Source organism: Agrococcus carbonis (assembly GCF_900104705.1).
GTDB classification, from domain to species: Bacteria; Actinomycetota; Actinomycetes; order Actinomycetales; family Microbacteriaceae; genus Agrococcus; species Agrococcus carbonis.
Map to the genome: position 1 here is coordinate 1,546,215 of NZ_LT629734.1, position 19,029 is coordinate 1,565,243.

The 19,029-nt window shown below is 70.8% G+C and carries 16 protein-coding genes and 2 tRNA genes; 3 read left to right on the forward strand and 15 right to left on the reverse strand.

The genetic code is table 11. From position 1 onward, the window contains the following. Positions 1-16 precede the first annotated feature (16 nt). From BLT67_RS07465 to dnaA, 15 genes are all read right to left on the reverse strand, one after another. The gene (locus BLT67_RS07465) at positions 17-1,420 is read right to left on the reverse strand and encodes a threonine/serine exporter family protein (RefSeq protein WP_172801998.1); all 1,404 of its coding nucleotides are present in this window, start codon (positions 1,418-1,420) and stop codon (positions 17-19) included. Positions 1,421-1,473: 53 nt separating this feature from the next. Continuing rightward, positions 1,474-1,546 (reverse strand) — tRNA-Ala (locus tag BLT67_RS07470). A 28-nt stretch (positions 1,547-1,574) separates the two neighbouring features. Then, positions 1,575-1,651 (reverse strand) — tRNA-Ile (locus BLT67_RS07475). A 49-nt stretch (positions 1,652-1,700) separates the two neighbouring features. Continuing rightward, positions 1,701-2,108 (reverse strand): DUF3566 domain-containing protein, encoded by a 408-nt coding sequence (locus BLT67_RS07480; protein ID WP_092666437.1) that lies wholly within the window; start codon positions 2,106-2,108, stop codon positions 1,701-1,703. Further along, entirely contained in the window at positions 2,105-4,735 is a 2,631-nt protein-coding gene (gene gyrA, locus BLT67_RS07485) for a DNA gyrase subunit A (protein WP_092666438.1), read from the reverse strand. Before gyrA ends, BLT67_RS07480 begins: the two co-directional genes overlap by 4 nt. Before the next feature lie 126 nt (positions 4,736-4,861). Beyond that, positions 4,862-6,916 carry a DNA topoisomerase (ATP-hydrolyzing) subunit B gene (gene gyrB, locus BLT67_RS07490; protein WP_092666439.1) on the reverse strand — a complete coding sequence of 685 codons (2,055 nt, stop codon included), beginning with the start codon at positions 6,914-6,916 and terminating at the stop codon, positions 4,862-4,864. 313 nt (positions 6,917-7,229) lie between these two features. Then, positions 7,230-8,666 (reverse strand): GntP family transporter, encoded by a 1,437-nt coding sequence (locus BLT67_RS07495; protein ID WP_092666440.1) that lies wholly within the window; start codon positions 8,664-8,666, stop codon positions 7,230-7,232. Then, entirely contained in the window at positions 8,666-9,568 is a 903-nt protein-coding gene (locus BLT67_RS07500; protein ID WP_092666441.1) for an NAD(P)-dependent oxidoreductase, read from the reverse strand. Before BLT67_RS07500 ends, BLT67_RS07495 begins: the two co-directional genes overlap by 1 nt. A gap of 63 nt (positions 9,569-9,631) precedes the next feature. Beyond that, positions 9,632-11,035 carry a four-carbon acid sugar kinase family protein gene (locus BLT67_RS07505; RefSeq protein ID WP_092666442.1) on the reverse strand — a complete coding sequence of 468 codons (1,404 nt, stop codon included), beginning with the start codon at positions 11,033-11,035 and terminating at the stop codon, positions 9,632-9,634. Between the two features lie 105 nt (positions 11,036-11,140). Next, positions 11,141-11,839, reverse strand: coding sequence for a FadR/GntR family transcriptional regulator (locus BLT67_RS07510; RefSeq protein ID WP_172801999.1), 699 nt, complete (start codon positions 11,837-11,839; stop codon positions 11,141-11,143). A gap of 281 nt (positions 11,840-12,120) precedes the next feature. Beyond that, entirely contained in the window at positions 12,121-12,630 is a 510-nt protein-coding gene (locus BLT67_RS07515) for a DUF721 domain-containing protein (protein WP_157674270.1), read from the reverse strand. Next, positions 12,623-13,750, reverse strand: coding sequence for a DNA replication/repair protein RecF (recF, locus tag BLT67_RS07520; protein ID WP_092666445.1), 1,128 nt, complete (start codon positions 13,748-13,750; stop codon positions 12,623-12,625). Before recF ends, BLT67_RS07515 begins: the two co-directional genes overlap by 8 nt. After that, on the reverse strand, positions 13,751-14,638 hold the full coding sequence (gene gnd, locus BLT67_RS07525; RefSeq protein WP_269456960.1) for a phosphogluconate dehydrogenase (NAD(+)-dependent, decarboxylating): 888 nt from the start codon (positions 14,636-14,638) through the stop codon (positions 13,751-13,753). A gap of 25 nt (positions 14,639-14,663) precedes the next feature. Beyond that, complete coding sequence (gene dnaN, locus BLT67_RS07530; RefSeq protein WP_092666447.1) at positions 14,664-15,806, reverse strand: DNA polymerase III subunit beta; 1,143 nt, start codon at positions 15,804-15,806, stop codon at positions 14,664-14,666. A 708-nt stretch (positions 15,807-16,514) separates the two neighbouring features. Continuing rightward, on the reverse strand, positions 16,515-17,918 hold the full coding sequence (dnaA, locus tag BLT67_RS07535; RefSeq protein ID WP_092666448.1) for a chromosomal replication initiator protein DnaA: 1,404 nt from the start codon (positions 17,916-17,918) through the stop codon (positions 16,515-16,517). 333 nt (positions 17,919-18,251) lie between these two features. On the opposite strand from dnaA, the gene rpmH reads away from it, so the two are divergent. The 3 genes from rpmH to yidD are packed head-to-tail and all read left to right on the forward strand — an operon-like array spanning position 18,252 to position 19,027. Next, positions 18,252-18,389 carry a 50S ribosomal protein L34 gene (gene rpmH / locus BLT67_RS07540; RefSeq protein ID WP_092667578.1) on the forward strand — a complete coding sequence of 46 codons (138 nt, stop codon included), beginning with the start codon at positions 18,252-18,254 and terminating at the stop codon, positions 18,387-18,389. Positions 18,390-18,401: 12 nt separating this feature from the next. Continuing rightward, positions 18,402-18,728 (forward strand): ribonuclease P protein component, encoded by a 327-nt coding sequence (gene rnpA, locus BLT67_RS07545; RefSeq protein ID WP_092666449.1) that lies wholly within the window; start codon positions 18,402-18,404, stop codon positions 18,726-18,728. Continuing rightward, on the forward strand, positions 18,725-19,027 hold the full coding sequence (gene yidD, locus BLT67_RS07550; protein ID WP_092666450.1) for a membrane protein insertion efficiency factor YidD: 303 nt from the start codon (positions 18,725-18,727) through the stop codon (positions 19,025-19,027). The genes rnpA and yidD overlap by 4 nt, the downstream gene beginning before the upstream one ends. Positions 19,028-19,029 lie beyond the last annotated feature (2 nt).

The window sequence follows — 19,029 nt, forward strand, 5'->3', positions numbered from 1 at the left end:
GTGCATGCGACCGCGATCAGCGGATGCGGCCACGGCGTCGCACGACGCTCTCGACGCTGTCGCGCACGGGCGCGCCGAGCACGAGGCCGAGCGAGGCGCCCGAGGCCAGGGCGAGGCCGATGGCGCCGGCGCCCACGAGGGTCGCGACCCCGAGCACGAGGCTCTCCGCGGTGCCGTCCGACTCGACGAGCTCGAGGAGGCCGCGGAAGACCGCCGATCCCGGCACGAGCGGCACGATCGCGGCGGTCGTGACGGCGATCGACGGCACGTGCAGGCGGTGCGCCACGAGGATGCCGACGAAGCTCGCGGCGAGCGCCCCGATGCCGCTGCCGACGATCGGATCGAACCCGGCGAGCGTCGCGGCGGTGTAGCCGCTCCACGCGATGCCCGCGAGCACGGCGCTCACCGCGATCGTGCGCACCCCCGCGCCGTTCCACACCGCGACGGTCACGGCGATCACGGCGACGCCGACGAACTGCAGCGGCAGTGGGCCGAGCGCGGGGGCGTCGCTCGTGAGCACGAAGCCCATCCCGAGCGCGCGGGCGGCGGAGAGGCCGGCGACGATGCCGAGCACGACGCCGAGCGTGAGGAGCGCGAGGTCGAGGATGCGGCCGCCCGCCGTGAGCGCGAAGCCGTCGATCGCGTCCTGCGCGGCGCCGACGACCGACATCCCGGCGAGCATGAGGACGATGCCGGCGGCGACGATGATGGCGGGCCGCACGTCGTCGAGCAGCGGCACGCCCTGGGACGCGAACCAGCTCGTGATGGCGGCGATCGCGGTGACGACGAACGCGCCGGCGATCTGGGCGAAGAAGAAGGGCACGCGCAGCCGCGCCATGAGGCGCTGCGTCATCGCGGCGCTCGTCGCGGCGACGAAGGCCGCTGCGGCCACGACCCACGACGCGCCGAACAGCAGTGCGACCCCGACGGTCAGCATCCCCTGCGCGACGACGATGAACGCCGGCCGGTACATGAACGGCATGCGGCGGATGGCGTGGAACTTGGCGCGCGCCTGCTCGAGCTCGAGGCCGCCCTCGATCTCGACGACGAGCGCCTGCAGCCGCTGCAGCTTCGCGTGGTCGGGCACGGGGGCGCGCACGACGCGCAGCAGCGTGATCGGCAGGTCGGCGTCGCCGCGGTGGTACGAGACGCCGATCGAGTTGTACGTGACGTCGACGTGCACGGGGCGGATGCCGAGCGCCCCCGAGACGCGGATGGTCGCGAGCGCGACGTCGTTGGCCGACGCGCCGACCGCGGTGAGGGCCTCGGCGATGCGCATCGCGAGGTCGATGACCTTGCGCGCGTAGACCTCGTCGATCGTGAGGAGGGCCTCGGTCATGGGCCGCGAGGAGGCGTCGGTGCGGATCGCGCCCACGATCCGCCGTCGCCAGTCCCTGCGCTGCCTGCTCTCGCCGTCCATCGCGACCATCCTCTCGCAGACGACGAAAGCCCCGCGCGACGCGGGGCTGGGTGTGGAGCCTGGGAGAATCGAACTCCCGACATCCTGCTTGCAAAGCAGGCGCTCTACCAACTGAGCTAAGGCCCCGTGGCATTCGCATGCCGGGGAGTGTGCGTGGTGGGGCTACCTGGACTCGAACCAGGGACCTCTTCGTTATCAGCGAAGCGCTCTAACCGCCTGAGCTATAGCCCCGAGCACAAGCATCGACTCTACCATGCCGGTGGAGCGATGCGGAACTCGGCTACTGGTTGGCGAAGCCGACCTGCAGCCCGCCGGTGACGCGCACCGACAGGTTGTAGAGCACCGCGATGACCGCGCCGAGCACCGTGATGACGACGAAGTTCAGCACCGCGACGAGCAGCGTGAACATCATCACCTGCGGCAGCGACAGGAACGACGTGATCGCGAAGTCGGGCTGCGCCAGGATGTCGCGCAGCACCTCGTCGATCTTGCCGAACAGGCCGACGACCTGCAGCAGCGTCCACATCACGAACACGACCACGAGCTGCACGACGCCGAGCACGAGGCCCAGCACCGCCGAGACCTTCATCGCCGACCAGAAGTCGACGTGCACGAGGCGCAGGCGCACCTGCTTGCTCGATCCGCTGCGTCGAGGCGACTTGCTCTGCAGCTTCTCGGCAATGCTCATTCGTCGGTCTCCTGCTCGGGGTCGGCGTCGGCGGTCGCAGACTCCGTGGCGTCAACGATAGCGCCATCCGCGTCGGCGCCGGCGTCGGCCGATGCGTCGGTCGGCTCGGCCGCAGCGGCCGCGGCCTCCTCGACCACCTCGTCCTCCTCGACGTTGCGCGCGATCTGGATCACGAGGTCCTTGTCGGAGCGCTCGGCGAACTGCACGCCCATCGTCGTGCGGCCGGTCGCGCGCACCTCGTCGACGTTCGAGCGGATCACCTTGCCGGAGGCACGGATGAGCAGCAGCTCGTCGCCGTCGCCGACGATGGTCGCGCCCACGAGCGAGCCGCGGTCGTGATCGCCCGACGAGAAGGTCAGCACGCCCTGCGTGCCCCGGCCCTTCGTCGGGTAGTCGGCGACGGCGGTCTTCTTGCCGAAGCCCTGCTCGGTCACGACGAAGACGTAGCCCTCGTCGCCGATCACCATCGCGGCGAGCGCCTCGTCGTCGCCCTTGAGGCGGATGCCCCGGACGCCGCCGGTCGCGCGGCCCATGGGGCGGAGCGCATCGTCGGTCGCCTCGAAGCGCGCGGCGCGGCCGCCCTTCGAGATCACGAGGATCTCGTCGTCGCTGTTGGCGAGCATCGCCGAGATGAGGCGATCCCCCTCTGCGAGGTTGATGGCGATGATGCCGCCGGTGCGGTTGGTGTCGTAGAGGTCGAGCCTCGTCTTCTTGACCTGCCCCTGCTGGGTCGCGAGCACGAGGTACTCGGCCTGCTCGTAGCTGCGGAGCGTGAGCACGGTCTGCACGCGCTCGTCGGGCTGGAACGCCAGCAGGTTGGCGACGTGCTGGCCCTTCGCGTCGCGGCCGGCCTCGGCGATCTCGTACGCCTTCATGCGGTAGACGCGGCCGAAGTTCGTGAAGAAGAGCATCCAGTCGTGCGTCGAGTTGACGCTGAAGTGCTCGACGACGTCGTCGCTGCGCAGCTGCGCTCCGCGCACGCCCTTGCCGCCGCGGTGCTGCGCGCGGTACTGGTCGATGCGCGTGCGCTTGATGTAGCCGCCGGTCGTGAGGCTCACGACGACCTGCTCCTCGGGGATGAGGTCCTCGACCGAGACGTCGCCGCCGTAGCCGTGCATGATCTCGGTGCGGCGGTCGTCGCCGAACTTCGCGACGACCTCGCTGAGCTCGTCGATGATGATCTGCCGCTGGCGCGCGGGGCTCGCGAGGATCTCCTTGAAGTCGGCGATCCGGTTCTCGAGCTCGTCGGCCTCGTCCTGGATCTTCTGGCGCTCGAGGGCCGCGAGGCGGCGCAGCTGCAGCTCGAGGATCGCCTCGGCCTGCCCCTTGTCGATCTCGAGCAGCTCCATGAGCCCCTCGCGCGCTGCCTCGGTCGTGGGAGAGCGGCGGATGAGCGCGATGACCTCGTCGAGCGCGTCGAGCGCCTTGAGGTAGGCGCGCAGGATGTGCATGCGCTCCTCGGCCTTCGCGAGGCGGAACTGCGTCCGCCGCACGATGACCTCGACCTGGTGGTCGGCCCAGTGCGTGATGAAGCCGTCGATCGGCAGCGTGCGCGGCACGCCGTCGACGATCGCGAGCATGTTCGCGCCGAAGTTCTCCTGCAGCTGCGTGTGCTTGTACAGGTTGTTGAGCACGACCTTCGCCACCGCATCCCGCTTGAGCGTGATGACGAGCCGCTGGCCGGTGCGGCCCGAGGTCTGATCCTCGATGTCGGCGATGCCCTGCAGCTTGCCGTCCTTGACGAGATCGGCGATGCGCACCGCGAGGCGGTCGGGGTTCACCTGGTACGGCAGCTCGGTGATGACGAGCGCCGTGCGGTTGCCGACCTCCTCGACCGTGACGACCGCGCGCATCGTGATCGAGCCGCGGCCCGTGCGGTAGGCCTCCTGGATGCCCTTGGTGCCGAGGATCTGCGCGCCGGTCGGGAAGTCGGGGCCGTGGATGCGCTGGAGGAGCGCCTCCTGCAGCTCCTCCCGCGATGCCTCGGGGTGCTCGAGGTGCCAGATCGCGCCGTCGGCGACCTCGCGCAGGTTGTGCGGCGGGATGTTCGTCGCCATGCCGACGGCGATGCCGACCGAGCCGTTGACGAGCAGGTTCGGGAAGCGCGCCGGGAGCACCGCCGGCTCCTGCGTGCGCCCGTCGTAGTTGTCCTGGAAGTCGACGGTGTCCTCGTCGATGTCGCGCACCATCTCCATGGCGAGCGGGGCCATCTTGGTCTCGGTGTATCGGGGCGCGGCGGCCTCGTCGTCGCCGGCCGACCCGAAGTTGCCCTGGCCGAGCGCGAGCGGGTAGCGCATGCTCCACGGCTGCACGAGGCGGACGAGCGCGTCGTAGATCGCCGAGTCGCCGTGCGGGTGGAACTGGCCCATGACGTCGCCGACGACGCGCGAGCACTTCGAGTACGCCTTATCGGGGCGGTAGCCGCCGTCGTACATCGCGTAGAGCACGCGGCGGTGCACGGGCTTGAGGCCGTCGCGCACCTCGGGCAGCGCGCGCCCCACGATGACGCTCATCGCGTAGTCGAGGTAGGAGCGCTGCATCTCGAGCTGCAGGTCGACCTGCTCGATCGCGCCGTGGTTGGGGGCGTCGCGGTCGAAGGGCTCGTGGGTGGAGGTCTCGTCAGTCATTTCGCTTCGTTCTTCGAGTGCGGATGAGTCTGGTCGCGATGGGCGCGGACGTCACGGAGTCTCGGTACGCCGGCCGGGAGGGCCGGCTACTCGACCTGCCCGTGGCGTGCGGTTCTTGGACATCTCTCAGATGTCCAAGAACCGCACGTCGCGGGCATTCTTCTGGATGAAGGTGCGGCGGGCCTCGACGTCCTCGCCCATGAGCGTCGCGAAGATCGCGTCGGCCACGGCGGCGTCGTCGAGGGTCACCTGCTTGAGCGTGCGGGTTGCGGGATCCATCGTCGTCTCCCACAGCTCGGAGTAGTTCATCTCGCCGAGTCCCTTGTAGCGCTGCACGCCGTTGTCCTTGGGGATGCGGCGCCCGGCCGCCTGGCCCGCGGCGAGCAGCTCGTCGCGCTCCCGGTCGCTGTAGGCGTACTCGTGCTCGGCGTTCGACCACTTCAGCTTGTAGAGCGGCGGTGCCGCGAGGTACACGTAGCCGAGGTCGATGAGCGGCCGCATGTAGCGGAACAGCAGCGTCAGCAGCAGCGTCGTGATGTGCTGGCCGTCGACATCGGCATCGGCCATCAGCACGATCTTGTGGTACCTGGCCTTCTCGGGGTCGAAGTCCTCACCGAGTCCGGCGCCGAAGGCGGTGATCATCGACTGGATCTCGGCGTTGCCGAGCGCGCGGTCGAGGCGCGCCTTCTCGACGTTGAGGACCTTGCCGCGCAGCGGCAGGATCGCCTGCGTGTAGGGGTCGCGCCCCTGCACCGCCGAGCCGCCGGCCGAGTTGCCCTCGACGATGAAGATCTCCGAGATGGTCGGATCCTTCGACTGGTTGTCCTTGAGCTTGCCGGGCATGCCCGCCGACTCGAGCAGGCCCTTGCGCCGCGTCTGCTCGCGCGCCTTGCGCGCGGCGATGCGCGCGGTCGCGGCCTGGATGGCCTTCCGCACGATCTCCTTCGCCATCGCCGGGTTCGACTCGAACCAGTGGCCGAGCTCCTCGAAGGTCACCTTCTGCACGAAGGACTTCGCCTCGGTGTTGCCGAGCTTCGTCTTCGTCTGGCCCTCGAACTGCGGCTCGCCGAGCTTCACCGAGACGATGGCGGTGAGGCCTTCGCGCACGTCGTCGCCGGAGAGGTTCTCGTCCTTCTCCTTCAGCAGGTTCGTCTGCTTGGCGTAGCGGTTGACGATGCTCGTGAGCGCCGCCCGGAAGCCCTCCTCGTGCGTGCCGCCCTCGTGGGTGTTGATCGTGTTCGCGTAGGTGTAGACGCCCTCCTGGTAGGAGGTGGTCCACTGCATGGCGATCTCGACCGAGATCCGCCGCTCCGCGTCCTCCGACTCGAAGTCGATGATCTCCGGATGCACGGGCTCGGCCTTCTTGGACTCGTTCAGGTAGGCGACGTAGTCCTTGAGGCCGTGCTCGTAGCGGTACTCGTCGGAGCGCTGCTCGGGCTCGGCGCTGTCGTCGCCGTCGGGCTGCACGAGCGCCTCGGGACGCAGGTCCTCGATCGCGATCCGCAGGCCCTTGTTGAGGAAGGCCATCTGCTGGAAGCGCTTCGCGAGCGTCTCGTAGTCGAACTCGATCGTCTCGAAGATGTCGGCGCTCGGCCAGAAGGTGACGATCGTGCCGGTCTCGTCGGTCTCCTCGCCCGTCACGAGCGGGCCCTCGGGGTCGCCGACCGCGAACGACTGGCGGTGCACGTGGCCGTCGCGACGGATCTCGACCTCCATGCGGGAGGACAGCGCGTTGACGACCGACGAGCCGACGCCGTGCAGGCCGCCCGAGACGGCGTAGCCGCCGCCGCCGAACTTGCCGCCCGCGTGCAGCACGGTGAGCACGACCTCGACCGTCGACTTGCTCGGGTCGCTCGAGTGCGGCGCCACGGGGATGCCGCGGCCGTTGTCGGCGACGCGCACGCCGCCGTCGGCGAGGATCGTGACGTCGATCGAGTCGCAGTAGCCGGCGAGCGCCTCATCGACGGCGTTGTCGACGATCTCGTAGACGAGGTGGTGCAGGCCGCGCGGCCCGGTCGAGCCGATGTACATGCCGGGGCGCTTGCGCACCGCCTCCAGGCCCTCGAGGATCTGGATCTGGTCGGCGCCGTAGTCCCCCTGCGGCTTGGGCGTGCTCGGCCGAGCCGCCTCGCGCTGATCCTGGGACTGCTCCTCGGGCTGTGCGTCGTGCTCGTTCACCATGGGTCTTCGCATCCGCCTTCCGCGTCGCCCACCTGGGGCGGCGCAACCCTCCGATCCTACCCCGGAAGGGCGCGCGGAGCCGCGTCCAACGCGCCTCTGCGCCCCGATCGGGGCGCTCGGGGGCACGAAACACCGTCCGAGAGCCGTTCCGGGGCGCTGGAGGCCTTCCCGGGGCTGGGAGGGCCGATTCCCGACGGGAGTCCATCCCCCCGCCGAAGCGCGCTCTCCACTGGGCCGCCCTTGTCGCGGGTGCGTGCAGGGGCCCGGGAGCCGACGCCCCCGAGCCCCTGCGACGCATCCGCCCGGGCCTGTCTCAGCCCATCGGGATGAGCACCCACAGCACCGCGGTCAGGGCGAATCCGAGCACGCCGAGCACGGTGGTCATCACCGTCCAGGTGCGCAGGCCGTCCTTGACCGAGAGCCCCAGGTAGCGCGTCACGATCCAGAAGCCCGAGTCGTTCACGTGGCTGAGGCCGAGCGCGCCGTAGCCCACCGCGACGGCGAAGAGCGCGAGGTGGATGGGGTCGAGCCCGAGCGCGGCGACCGAGGGGATGAGGAGCGCCGCCGCGGTCGTGATGGCCACCGTCGCCGAGCCCTGCGCCGCGCGCATGATGAGCGAGATGAGGAAGCCGAGCAGCAGCACGGGCATGCCCGATGCCGCCATGACGTCGGCGACCGCGCCGCCGATGCCCGTCTCGGTGAGGATGCGGCCGAACGCGCCGCCGGCGCCCGTGACGAGGATGATGACGGCGGCTCCCGGCAGCGCCGACTCCATGACCTCGCCGAGGTGCGCGGCCGACCAGCCGCGGCGCACGCCCAGAGCGATCATCGCGACGGCGATCGCGACCATGAGGGCGAAGATCGGCTGCCCGATCATCGACAGGAAGCCGTGCCAGAACGAGCCCGCCTCGAACGCGGGGGCGACCGTCGTGCCCACCATGATGAGGGCGAGCGGCAGGATGATGATGCCGAGGATCGTGAACGCGCTCGGTGCGCGCTCCCCCTCGCCGAGCGAGCTGCCGCGCAGCTCTGCGTCGGTCTGCTGCTCGGTGCCGAACGCGTCGAAGAGCGCCTTCGTGGCCGGCAGCATCGCGTACTCGCGGCGGTTGAGGAGCTTGCCGAGCCAGTACGCGGCGAACGCGAGCGGCACCGAGATCGCGAGCGACAGGATCGTCACCCAGCCGATGTCGGCGCCGAGGATCGTCGCGCCGCCGACGATGCCGGGGTGCGGCGGCACCGCGACGTGCACGGCGAGCATGATGCCGGCGATCGGCAGGCCGAACTTCAAGGGGCTCACGCCCGCCGCCTTCGAGAAGGCGTAGACGATCGGCACGAGGATGATGAAGCCGGCGTCGAAGAAGACCGGGATCGCGAGGATGGCGGCCGCGCCGGTGAGCGCGACGCCGACCCGCTTGGGACCGAGCCAGCCGGTGAACCTGCCGGCGAGCGACTCGGCGCCGCCCGAGAGCTCGATGATCTTGCCGAGCATCGAGCCGAGCGCGACGAGCACCGCGACGGAGCCGAGCGTGCCGCCGACGCCGGCGATGATCGCCTGGATGACGCCGAGCCGCTCGGGCTCGGCCTCGGTCGCCGGGATGGTCGTGAGCGGCAGGCCCGCCGCGACGCCCACGACGATCGAGGTGAGCAGCAGCGCGTAGAAGGCCTGCACCTTGAAGCGGATGATGAGCAGCAGCAGCAGGCCGATGCCGCCCAGGCCGATGGCGATCAGTGCGCCGAGGGGGAGCGCCATCAGGCGTCGCCCTCCCCGCGGCGGGTGGGCGCGACGACGCGGATGACCGCCGAGTCGTCGAGCGCCCCGAGGCCCTGCGCCTCGCCCAGCAGGAAGAGCTGCTCGGCGGCCGCGGCGACGGGCACGGCGAGGTGGTGCTGGCGGGCGGCGTCGCCGACGATCCCGAGATCCTTCACGAAGATGTCGAGGCGGCTGAGCACCTCGGCGCCCTCCTCGTCGTAGGCCTGCAGCGCGCGCGGCCCGCGGTTGCCGAGCATGAAGGAGTTCGCGGCACCGGCGGTGAGCGCCTCGAGCGTGCGCTCCCGGTCGAGGCCGAGCGCGTCGGCGAGCGCGAGCGCCTCGGCGGCGGCGGCGATGTGCACGCCGCACAGCAGCTGGTTGACCGTCTTGAGCGCCTGTCCGTCGCCGGGGCGGTCGCCCACGATCGACAGCGTCGAGGCGAGCTGCTCGAGCACCGGCCGCGCGACCTCGAGCGCCGCGGGCTCGGCGCCCACGACGATGAGGAGGTCGCCCTCGCCCGCGCGCACGGGGCCGCCCGAGAGCGGGGCGTCGACGAGGCTCGCGCCCGACTCGGCGAGGCGAGCCGCGATGTCGTCGATGCCGCTCGTGCCGACGGTGCTCGTGAGGATCACGACCGCGCCGTCGGCGAGGTGGCTCGCGAGGCCCGTCTCGCCGAAGAGGAGGTCGCGCAGCTGCTCGCCCGTGCGGACCGCGACGAGCACGGCCTCGGCGCCGGTCACGGCGTCGGCAGCGTTCGCGGCGGGCGCGACGCCCTGCTCGGCGGCGAGGTCGATGCGCGCCTGCGCGAGGTCGAAGCCGCGCACGTCGAAGCGCTGGGCGAGGCGGGTGGCCATGGGCAGGCCCATGGCGCCGAGGCCGATGACGGCGACGGTGGAGGTCATGTGGGTTCTTCTCTCGTGATGGGGGGTGGTGCGGATGCGGCGGGCGGCCGGGGCGCAGCCGCGTCAGTCGGCGAGCGTGCGGACGACGCGCGCGAGCGAGTCGGCAGCGCCGACGTTGCCTGCGAAGACGACGTACGGGATGCCCACGGCGGGGCCGGTCATCGGCTGCCAGAGCGAGACGATGCCGGGCAGCATCGGGCCGACGACCCGCGCCCGACGGATGCCGAGCGCCTCGGAGGCGACGTCGCTCGAGGTGATGCCGCCCTTCGCGATGACGAAGCGGGGCGGCGCGAGCTCGAGCACGCGCGCGACGAGCTCGACGAGCCCGGCGGAGACGCTGCGCGCGATCCGCAGGCTCTCCTCGCCGTCGCGCCCGGTGACGAGCTCGCGGCTCGTGTGGACGATGACGGTGCCGGTCTCGATGGCCCGCGCCACCGCATCCGCTCGCTCGGTCAGGTGCGCCTCGCGCCGGTCGTCGATGAGCGCGCGCACGTCGAGCTCGATCGTCGCGGTGCCCGGGCGGTCGTCCTGGAGGCGCTGCAGCTGCTCGGTCGTGAGGGGCACGTGGCTGCCCACGACCACGAGGCCGCCGCGCGCGTTGCCGAACTCGATGCGGTCGGCGGTGACGGGCTCGGCGATCGGCTGGCCGATGTGGGCGCGCAGGTACGGCGGGCCGATGCGCAGGAGCGACGTGACGCCCTCGGCGTCGAGCGCGTGGAGCGCGAGCGCCACCTGTCGCATGTCGTGCTCGTCGACGACGTCGACCACGACGACCGTGCCGGTGGGCTGCTCGCGGAGGAATGCCGTGACCGCCTCGGTGCCGGCGCGGATGACGTCGATCGTGAGCGCTGCGACGTCGTCGCGCGGGATGCGGCCGTCGGTCTTCTCGGCCACCCAGTCGCGCAGGTCCGAGGAGCGGAAGCCGAAGGTCGCGTCGGCGGCGAACGGCGTCTCGCCCACCGGCGTGGCCTCGTGGTCGACGACCCAGTAGTGGACGCCCTCGACGGTGATGCGGCCGGCGTCCGGGAACGCGGGGACGAGCACGGTGAGGTGCGGCGCGGCGCCGCCGGCGTCGACCACGGCGGCGGCGAGCATGTCGGTCTCGAGCGGGAAGTGGCCGCGCAGCGTCGAGTCGCTGCGGCTCACGAAGCCGACGCGCACGCCGGCGCGCTCCGCGGCCGCCATCGCGACGGCGACGACCTCGCGGTTGCGCCGGGCGGCGTCGGCCTCGTCGAGCGAGCGCGTGTTCGTCAGCACGTAGACGGCGGGCGCGCCCTGGGCGAGCGCCCAGTCGAGGTCCTCCGCCTCCCAGCGCGTGAGCACCGGCAGGTCGGCGACCGACTGCGTGCCCGTCGGGTCGTCGTCGAGGACGACCAGCACGAGGTCGTCGGGTCGGGCCGCGGCGACGTCGGCCGCGTCGATGCGCAGGCTCGGCGGCAGCGGCGCGAGCAGCTCGTCGATGTGCATGGGAACTCCCTTGTCCGCCGGATCAGTGCGACGGTTGCGATCTGATATCAGATATGGTTCCCGAGCCGTTGGGTGCCTGTCAACCCCCGCCGGAGTGTCGTCCGCCTACTCGGGGACGAGCGCGACGAGGTCGTCGTGCGTCTGCTGCATGTGGCGGGCCATGGCGTCCCGCGCCACGACCGGGTCTCCCGAGCGCACGGCCTCGAGCACCGACCGGTGCTCCTCGATCGCATGCTCGCGGATCTCGGGCACCGCGCTCGTCTCGCCGCGCGTCTCGGCGAGCATCGTGGTGAGCGGCAGCATCGCGGCGATGAGGATCCGGTTCTCGGCCGCCCGCATCACGACGTCGTGGAACTCGAGGTCGGCGTCGACGAACGCGTCGACGTCGGCGGCCTCGTGGTGGGCCTCCATGCGCTCGAGCGCATCCTCCATCGCCGCGAGGTGGGCTTCGGTGCGGCGGACGGCCGCGAGCTGGGCCGCGCCCGTCTCGATCATCATGCGCACCTCGAGCAGCTCGACGGACGACCGCCGGCGCTGGCCGGCGCTGCGTGCGTGGCGGACCACCGCATCCATGCCCGTCCACGCCGAGACGGGGGCGATGCGGTGCCGGCTGCCGGGGACCTGGACGATCACGCCCTGTGCCTGCAGCAGGCGCACGGCTTCGCGCATGGTGAGTCGGGAGACGCCGAACTCGACGGCGAGCTGCCCCTCGGGCGGGAGCGGCTCGCCCGCGGTCAGGGTGCCATCGATGATGGCGTCGAGCAGCCGGTCGACGGCGTCGTGCGTGCGCGATGGCCTGGGCATGCTTCCTCCTCGAAGGCACTTGTCAGACATGCTAGCCGTCGGGGGACGGGAATCCGCGGAACGGCGCGGTGCGGCAGGTCGAGGAGGGGCGCGCACGCGCAACGCGTCACCTCCGCAGGTCGAGGAGCGCGCGCCGCAGGCGCACGCGTCACCTCCGCAGGTCGCGGAGCGCGCGCCGCAGCGCACGCGTCACGAGACCGGTGGCCGGGCACCCTCCCGCTGCGCGAGGGTCTCGTGAGGCGTGCCGGCTGCGCCGGCGCGCTCCTCGACCGACGGGGCGGTCAGCCCCAGGTGTCGCGCGGCCCGCGCCCCGGCACGGATCGGCGCCCGCGCTGGAAGCTCGGCAGATCCGGCCCGATGAACCGCACCGACTCGAGGCCGCAGTCCGGGAAGCGGGCGAGGATGCGGGTGGTCGTCTCGGCGCGCAGGATCCGCATCTGCTGGGTCCACGCGGTCGAGGCGCAGCGCACGGTGAGCACCCCGTCCTCGAAGGCGACCGGCTCCGTGCGGTCGGCGTTCTCCTCGCCGACGAGCTCGGGCCAGTGCGCCACGACGTCGGCGCGAGCGAGCGTCGTCGTCCAGCCTCGGTCCTCGGCGAAGCCGCCGAGCACGTCGCCGAGCGCCCGCGGATCGCGCCCCTTGCCGAACGGCACCGACGCATCCGGATCCCGTCGCGACCTGCGGCGGCCGTCGCGCGTGACGAGCTCGGGGTCGCCCATCTTGGCCTTGAGCCGCAGCCACACGCGCTCTGGTTCGGTCGCGGCGAGCTGGCTCCACGGACGGTCAGCCATCGCGGGTCTCCTCGTGCGCGGGCGCGGCTTCGACGTCGACGACGACGCCCGCGTCGATGCGGATGCGGTGGTGGCGGAGCGCATCCGGCACGTCGTCCTCGACCGCGGCGGTGATGAGCACCTGCTCGAATCCCGCCGCTGCCTCGGCGAGCCGCTGCCGCCGACCGGCGTCGAGCTCGGCGAAGACGTCGTCGAGGATCATGACGGGGTCGCCGCCCGATCCGTCGCGTAGCAGCTCGGCCGATGCGAGCCGCAGCGCGAGCGCCAAAGACCACGACTCGCCGTGGCTCGCGTAGTGCCGGGCGAGCAGCCCGTTGAGCTGCAGATCGAGGTCGTCGCGGTGCGGGCCGACGAGGCTCACGCCGCGGTCGAGCTCGTCGCGGCGACGCTCGGCGAGGAGCGCCGCGAACGCCTCGGCGGTGTCGGGCACGTTGGTGACGAGCGCGATGCGCGCCTCGTGCTCGTCGCCCGCGACGAGCCGGTACGCGGCGTCGACGTGGGGTGCCAGGTCGGCGACGAGCGCCCGCCGGGTGCGCAGCACCTCGAGCCCGAGCTCGACGAGCCGGCCGTCCCACACGTCGAGCGTCGTGAGGTCATCGGGGCGGATGCGTGCGGCGCGCGCGCTCTTGAGCAGGGAGTTGCGCTGCTTGAGCACGCGGTCGAGGTCGCTGTGCACGCCCGCGAGCCGCGGTGCGCGCATGACCGCGAGCTCGTCGAGGAAGCGGCGCCGGCCACCGGGATCGGCACGGACGAGCTGCAGGTCCTCCGGGCTGAAGAGCACCGCTTGCAGGTAGCGCGGCAGGTCGCGGATGCGCACCGTGCTGCCGTTCGCCTGCGCGCGGTTGGCGCCGCGGGCGTTGAGCTCGACGTCGAGCTGGAACGAGCGCTCGTCGTTCGTGACGGTGCAGCGCACGATCGCGCGCTCCTCGCCAGCCCGGATGAGCGCGACGTCGGTGGGCACGCGATGGCTCGAGCCGGTCGCGATCCACACGAGCGACTCGACCATGTTCGTCTTGCCCTGGCCGTTGCGGCCCACGAGCAGGTTGGCGCCGGGCGCGAACGCGACGTCCGCGCTGCGATAGTTGCGGAAGTCGGTCAGCGCGAGGCGACTGACGCGCACCTATGCCTTCTTGACCGAGTGGCCGCCGAACTGGTTGCGCAGCGCCGCAACAGCCTTCATCGCGCTCGAGTCCTCCTGGCGCGACTCGAAGCGAGCGAAGAGGGAGGCCGAGATCGCGGGCATCGGCACCGCGTTCGCGATCGCCTCCTCCACCGTCCAGCGGCCCTCGCCGGAGTCGTCGACGTAGCCCTCGATCTCCGAGAGGTCGTTGTCCTCGTCGAGCGCGCGCACCATGAGGTCGAGCAGCCACGACCGCACGACCGTGCCGCGCTGCCATGCCTTGAACGAGCCGGCGACGTCGTGCACGAGGTCCTTCTTCTCGAGCAGCTCGAAGCCCTCGGCGTAGGCCTGCATGAGGCCGTACTCGATGCCGTTGTGCACCATCTTCACGTAGTGCCCCGCGCCTGTCGGGCCCGCGTGCACGAAGCCCTCCTCACGGGGACCCTCGGGCCGCAGCGCGTCGAACACGGGCATGAGCTCGGCGACATCGGCCGCGTCGCCGCCGACCATGAGCCCGTAGCCGTTCTCGAGGCCCCAGATGCCGCCCGAGACGCCGACGTCGACGAAGCGGACGCCCCGCTCGGCGAGCTGGGCGGCGTGGCGCTCGTCCTCGGTGAAGCGGGTGTTGCCGCCGTCGATGACGAGGTCTCCCTTCGACAGCTTCTCGCCGAGCTCGGTGACCACCGCATCCGTGATCGCGCCGGCGGGCACCATGACCCACACGACGCGCGGGCCGGGGAGCGCGTCGATGAGCTCGTCGACCGAGGCGACGTCCGAGATCTCGGGGTTGGTGTCGTAGCCGGTCACGCCGATGCCGGCGTCCTCGAGACGGGTGCGCATGTTGCCGCCCATCCTCCCGAGCCCGATCAATCCGATGTGTGTCGTCACGATGGCCTCCTCGACGGGCGCTGGGTCAGCGCAGCAGCAGGTTGGGCTGCAGCAGGTACTTGAAGTCGGTCGCCTCGGCGTCGTCGCGCGAGGTCTGGCCGCGGATGAGCATGGGGCCGGGCTTGTTGGTGTTCTCGGAGTGCGTGAACGAGACGCGCACGAACTCGGAATGGGTCGCCTGGATGCCGTCGATGAGCAGCTGCGGCTTGATCGAGAGCACGATGTCGTCGCCCTCGAGCACCGCGTCGAGGATCTCGCTGGCCTGCGCCTGCTCGGAGCCGATGGCCTCGAGCTGCACCTGGCCCTCGCTGAAGGTGTAGCGGATCGCGGCCTCGGCATCGAGCACGAGCTGCACGCGGCGGGTGGCGTCGACGAGGTCGGCGGTGTTGACGACAGCGTGGTGGTCGACCGCCTCGGGGAAGAGGCGGCGCACGGGCGGGTAGTTGCCCTTGATGAGCAGGCTCGTCACGGTGCGGTCGGCGGTCGAGAACGCGATCTGCTGCCGCTCCCCCGCCTCGCTCATGGTGATCTCGATGCGCTCGGCGCCGCCGAAGGTGCGGCCGACCTCGACGAGCGTGCGGGCCGGCACGAGCGAGGTGATCGGGTCGGTCTGGTCGCCCGCGTCCCACGGCACGCTGCGCACCGAGACGCGGTAGCGGTCGGTGGCGATGAGCGTGAGCGTCGTGTCGGCCGCCTCGAGCTGCACGCCGGTGATGACCGGCGTGACGTCCTCGCGGGAGGCCGAGATCGCGACCTGGCCGATGGCCTCGGCGAAGGCCTTGCCCTCGACGACACCCGTCCGGCCCTCGACGGTCGGCACCGTCGGGTACTCCTCGAGCGGCATCTTGGCGAGCGAGAAGTTCGCGTTGCCGCAGCGGATCGTCACCTTGGTGCCGTCGTCCTCGACGCGCACCTCGCGCTGCGGCAGCTTCGCCGCGATGTCGCTCATCATCCGGCCCGAGACGAGCACGACGCCCTCGGAGTCGACGTCGGCCTGCACCGCGGTGCGCGCCGAGGACTCGAAGTCGAAGGACGAGAAGACGACCCCCTCCGCGGTGGCCTCGATGCGCACGCCGCTGAGGATCGGCATCGTCGGGCGCTGGGGCAGCAGCTTGACGGCGAACGACACGGCATCGCTGAAGACATCGCGGTTGATGACGAACTTCACGGGTCTCCCTCGCTCATGGACCGCACGCGGCGCTGCTGGCGGCACCGCATGGCCGTGACGGATCGAATGACACGAACGGCGGTGTCGATTCTGGCACAGCCTCGCGATCCGGCCCCCGGTCGCCTGCCAGCGCCGCCGACCGGTCATGGTTGGTGGCTCGCCGGAATCTCTTCTCTCGATCCTTGTCATTCATAACCGCTGTGGATCCTGTGGACGGAAGCGCTGCTCGCGGCTCGTCGCATGGGAACTACAACGGTGGAAGATGTTGAGCCGCTGTTGACGGCCGTCCACCGGTCGGTGGAGGGCGACGGATGTGTCATTCGGTGCCGCTCACAGCTCGAGTGCGGTTGTCCACAGGTTGTCGCATCCATCCACAGGACGAACCACATGAATTGCACGTTGAAGGTTGCGTGCGGAGCGCACAAGGTCGGGACGACCTTCTGCGCAGAGCATGCAAGGTCGAGGAGCGCGCCGGCGCAGCCGGCACGCGTCACGAGACCTGGCAGCTGAGCCAAGCGAGCGCGCAGCACGCGACGCACCATAGGTCTTGGCGACGCACCGCATCCGCTCCTCCACGCATCCGCGACCGAACGCCTGCCTCGACGACGGATCTCGTGACGCGCGCGCCTGCGGCGCGCGCTCCTCGATCAGCGGAGGGGACGACGGGTCGATCGCGGTCGAGGCCAGCAATGGCCTCGACTCCAGCGGTCACGCGCGCGAGCGGATCCGCGCCGTGAGCTCGGTGACCTGCGTGTAGACCGAGCGGCGCTCCTGCATGAGCTTCTCGATCTTCTTGTTCGCGTACATCACGGTCGTGTGGTCGCGGTTGCCGAAGAGCTGCCCGATCTTGGGCAGCGACATGCTCGTCATCTCGCGGCAGAGGTACATGGCGATCTGCCGGGCGAGCGCGATCGTCTGCGACCGGGACGAGCCGTGGAGGTCGTCGACGGTGAGCTTGAAGTAGTTGGCGGTGTGGCTGATGATGTCGCTCGGCGACACCGGCGCCTCCTCGTCGAACGAGAAGAGGTCCTTGAGCACCGTCTGCGCGAGCTCCATCGTGACCGGCAGCCGGTTGAGGCTCGCGAAGGCGGTGACGCGGATGAGCGTGCCCTCGAGCTCGCGGATGTTCGACTGCACCTTGTCGGCGATGACCGACAGCACCTCGGCGGGGATCTGGATGCGCTCCGCCTCGGCCTTCTTGCGCAGGATCGCGATGCGGGTCTCGAGGTCGGGTGCCGTCACGTCGGTGATCAGGCCCCACTCGAAGCGGCTCACCATGCGGTCCTCGAAGCCCTGCAGGTGCTTGGGCGCGACATCCGACGTGATGACGACCTGCTTGTTGTGGTCGTGCAGCGTGTTGAAGGTGTGGAAGAACGCCTCCTGCGTCGACTCCTTGCCCTTCAGGAACTGGATGTCGTCGATGAGCAGCACGTCGACCTCGCGGTAGCGCTGCTGGAACGACTGGTTGAGGTTGTTCGCGATCGAGTTGATGAAGTCGTTCGTGAACTCCTCGCTCGAGACGTAGCGCACCCGGATGCCCGGGTACATGCCCTCGGCGTAGTGGCCGATCGCATGCAGGAGGTGCGTCTTGCCGAGCCCAGAGTCGCCGTAGATGAACAGCGGGTTGTAGGCCTTCGCCGGCGTCTCGGCGACGGCGAGGGCGGCGGCGTGCGCGAAGCGGTTCGAGCCGCCGATGACGAAGTTGTCGAAGACGTACTTCGGGTTCAGGCGGGAGTCGACGCGCCGCGAGCCCAGCTCGGCCGGCTCGCGCTCGTAGCTCGCCACGGGCGCGACGACGGGCTCGGACGCCGGGTCGTCGACGACGTCCGGCAGCGGCTCCTCGTGCTCGAGCTCAGGGTTCACGACGATCTTGAACTGCGTGATCTCCACAGCGTTGTCCACAAGCGCCTCGGTCACCGGCAGCCGCAGGCGCTGCTCGAGCATGTCGCGCGTCAGGTCGTTCGGCACGTCGAGGTAGAGCACCGTGCCCATGACGCCCTGCGGCTCGACGAGGTCGAGGAATCCGCGCAATGACGGGGGAATCCGCTGATCGGTCTCGAGGGTCTCGAGGACGGAGGACCAGAGTCGTCCGGTGCTGTCGTCCGGGGCCATCGGGATGCGGTTTCCTCTCCGCGCGCAGTCGGGTCACGTTCGTGTCCACACCATTATCCACAGGTTCTGTGGACGCGCGGTCCACTCGTGGCGGTGCTCCATCGCACCCGCCACGGCGCGGATCAGTCGAGTCTGCACGCATAGCGCATTCCTGGCAAGTACCAGTTGCAGCTCCACGGCGTGCCGTGTATCCGAGCCGCGCGCCGTTGACCGGGCGCGCCCCGTCGCGTATGGTTGTCAGGTTGCCGCGCCCGCATGCGGCACATCGTCGAGCCCGTCGGCTCGCCCACTTCGACTTGCGGCGCGGATGTGCGCCGGACACGGGAGAACACCATGAGCAAGCGCACGTTCCAGCCGAACAACCGCCGCCGCGCCAAGAAGCACGGCTTCCGCCTCCGGATGCGCACGCGCGCCGGCCGCGCCATCCTGGCCGCGCGTCGTCGCAAGGGCCGCAGCGAGCTCTCGGCCTGATCCAGGCACGAGGTGCTCGCGAAGGCGAACCGGATCGTGCGCGGCGATGACTTCCGTCGCATCGTGCGCACCGGTCGCCGCGCGGGCGGCCAGCTCGCGGTGGTGCACCGCGCCGAACCCGAAGCGGCAGTCGCCCGCTTCGGGTTCATCGTGTCCAAGCAGGTCGGCAACGCCGTGATCCGCAACCGCGTGAAGCGGCGCCTGAGCGAGATCGTGCGCGCCGAGCTGCCGGGCATCGAGACGGCAGACATCGTCATCCGTGCCCTGCCCGCGGCCGGCACCGCCGACTTCGCTACACTGAGGGCCGGCATCGCGCCGCTGCTGGTGCGTCGGTCGTGAGCCAGATCCTGTCGGGGTTGCGGCTGCTGCCGCGCAACATCTGCGTCGCGATCCTCGTCGCCTACCGCGCGGTGATCTCACCGCTCTACGGCGACGTGTGCCGCTACTACCCCAGCTGCTCCCGCTACACCATGCAGGCGATCCAGCAGCACGGAGTGGTGCGCGGCATCTGGTTCGGAGCGACGCGCATCCTCCGCTGCCACCCGTGGGCAGCCGGAGGGGTCGACGACATCCCAGAGCCGCGCGAGCGGTTCGCAACGACACGGGCGGGGTTCGTGCTCGCCCGCAAGGAGCAGTGACA

Bases quoted from the DNA above. Each gene is read 5' to 3' on its own strand.
- BLT67_RS07465 (WP_172801998.1), bottom strand. From the start codon at position 1,420: ATGGACGGCGAGAGCAGGCAGCGCAGGGACTGGCGACGGCGGATCGTG.
- BLT67_RS07480 (WP_092666437.1), bottom strand. From the start codon at position 2,108: ATGAGCATTGCCGAGAAGCTGCAGAGCAAGTCGCCTCGACGCAGCGGA.
- gyrA (WP_092666438.1), bottom strand. From the start codon at position 4,735: ATGACTGACGAGACCTCCACCCACGAGCCCTTCGACCGCGACGCCCCC.
- gyrB (WP_092666439.1), bottom strand. From the start codon at position 6,916: ATGGTGAACGAGCACGACGCACAGCCCGAGGAGCAGTCCCAGGATCAG.
- BLT67_RS07495 (WP_092666440.1), bottom strand. From the start codon at position 8,666: ATGGCGCTCCCCCTCGGCGCACTGATCGCCATCGGCCTGGGCGGCATC.
- BLT67_RS07500 (WP_092666441.1), bottom strand. From the start codon at position 9,568: ATGACCTCCACCGTCGCCGTCATCGGCCTCGGCGCCATGGGCCTGCCC.
- BLT67_RS07505 (WP_092666442.1), bottom strand. From the start codon at position 11,035: ATGCACATCGACGAGCTGCTCGCGCCGCTGCCGCCGAGCCTGCGCATC.
- BLT67_RS07510 (WP_172801999.1), bottom strand. From the start codon at position 11,839: ATGCCCAGGCCATCGCGCACGCACGACGCCGTCGACCGGCTGCTCGAC.
- BLT67_RS07515 (WP_157674270.1), bottom strand. From the start codon at position 12,630: ATGGCTGACCGTCCGTGGAGCCAGCTCGCCGCGACCGAACCAGAGCGC.
- dnaA (WP_092666448.1), bottom strand. From the start codon at position 17,918: ATGGCCCCGGACGACAGCACCGGACGACTCTGGTCCTCCGTCCTCGAG.
- rpmH (WP_092667578.1), top strand. From the start codon at position 18,252: ATGAGCAAGCGCACGTTCCAGCCGAACAACCGCCGCCGCGCCAAGAAG.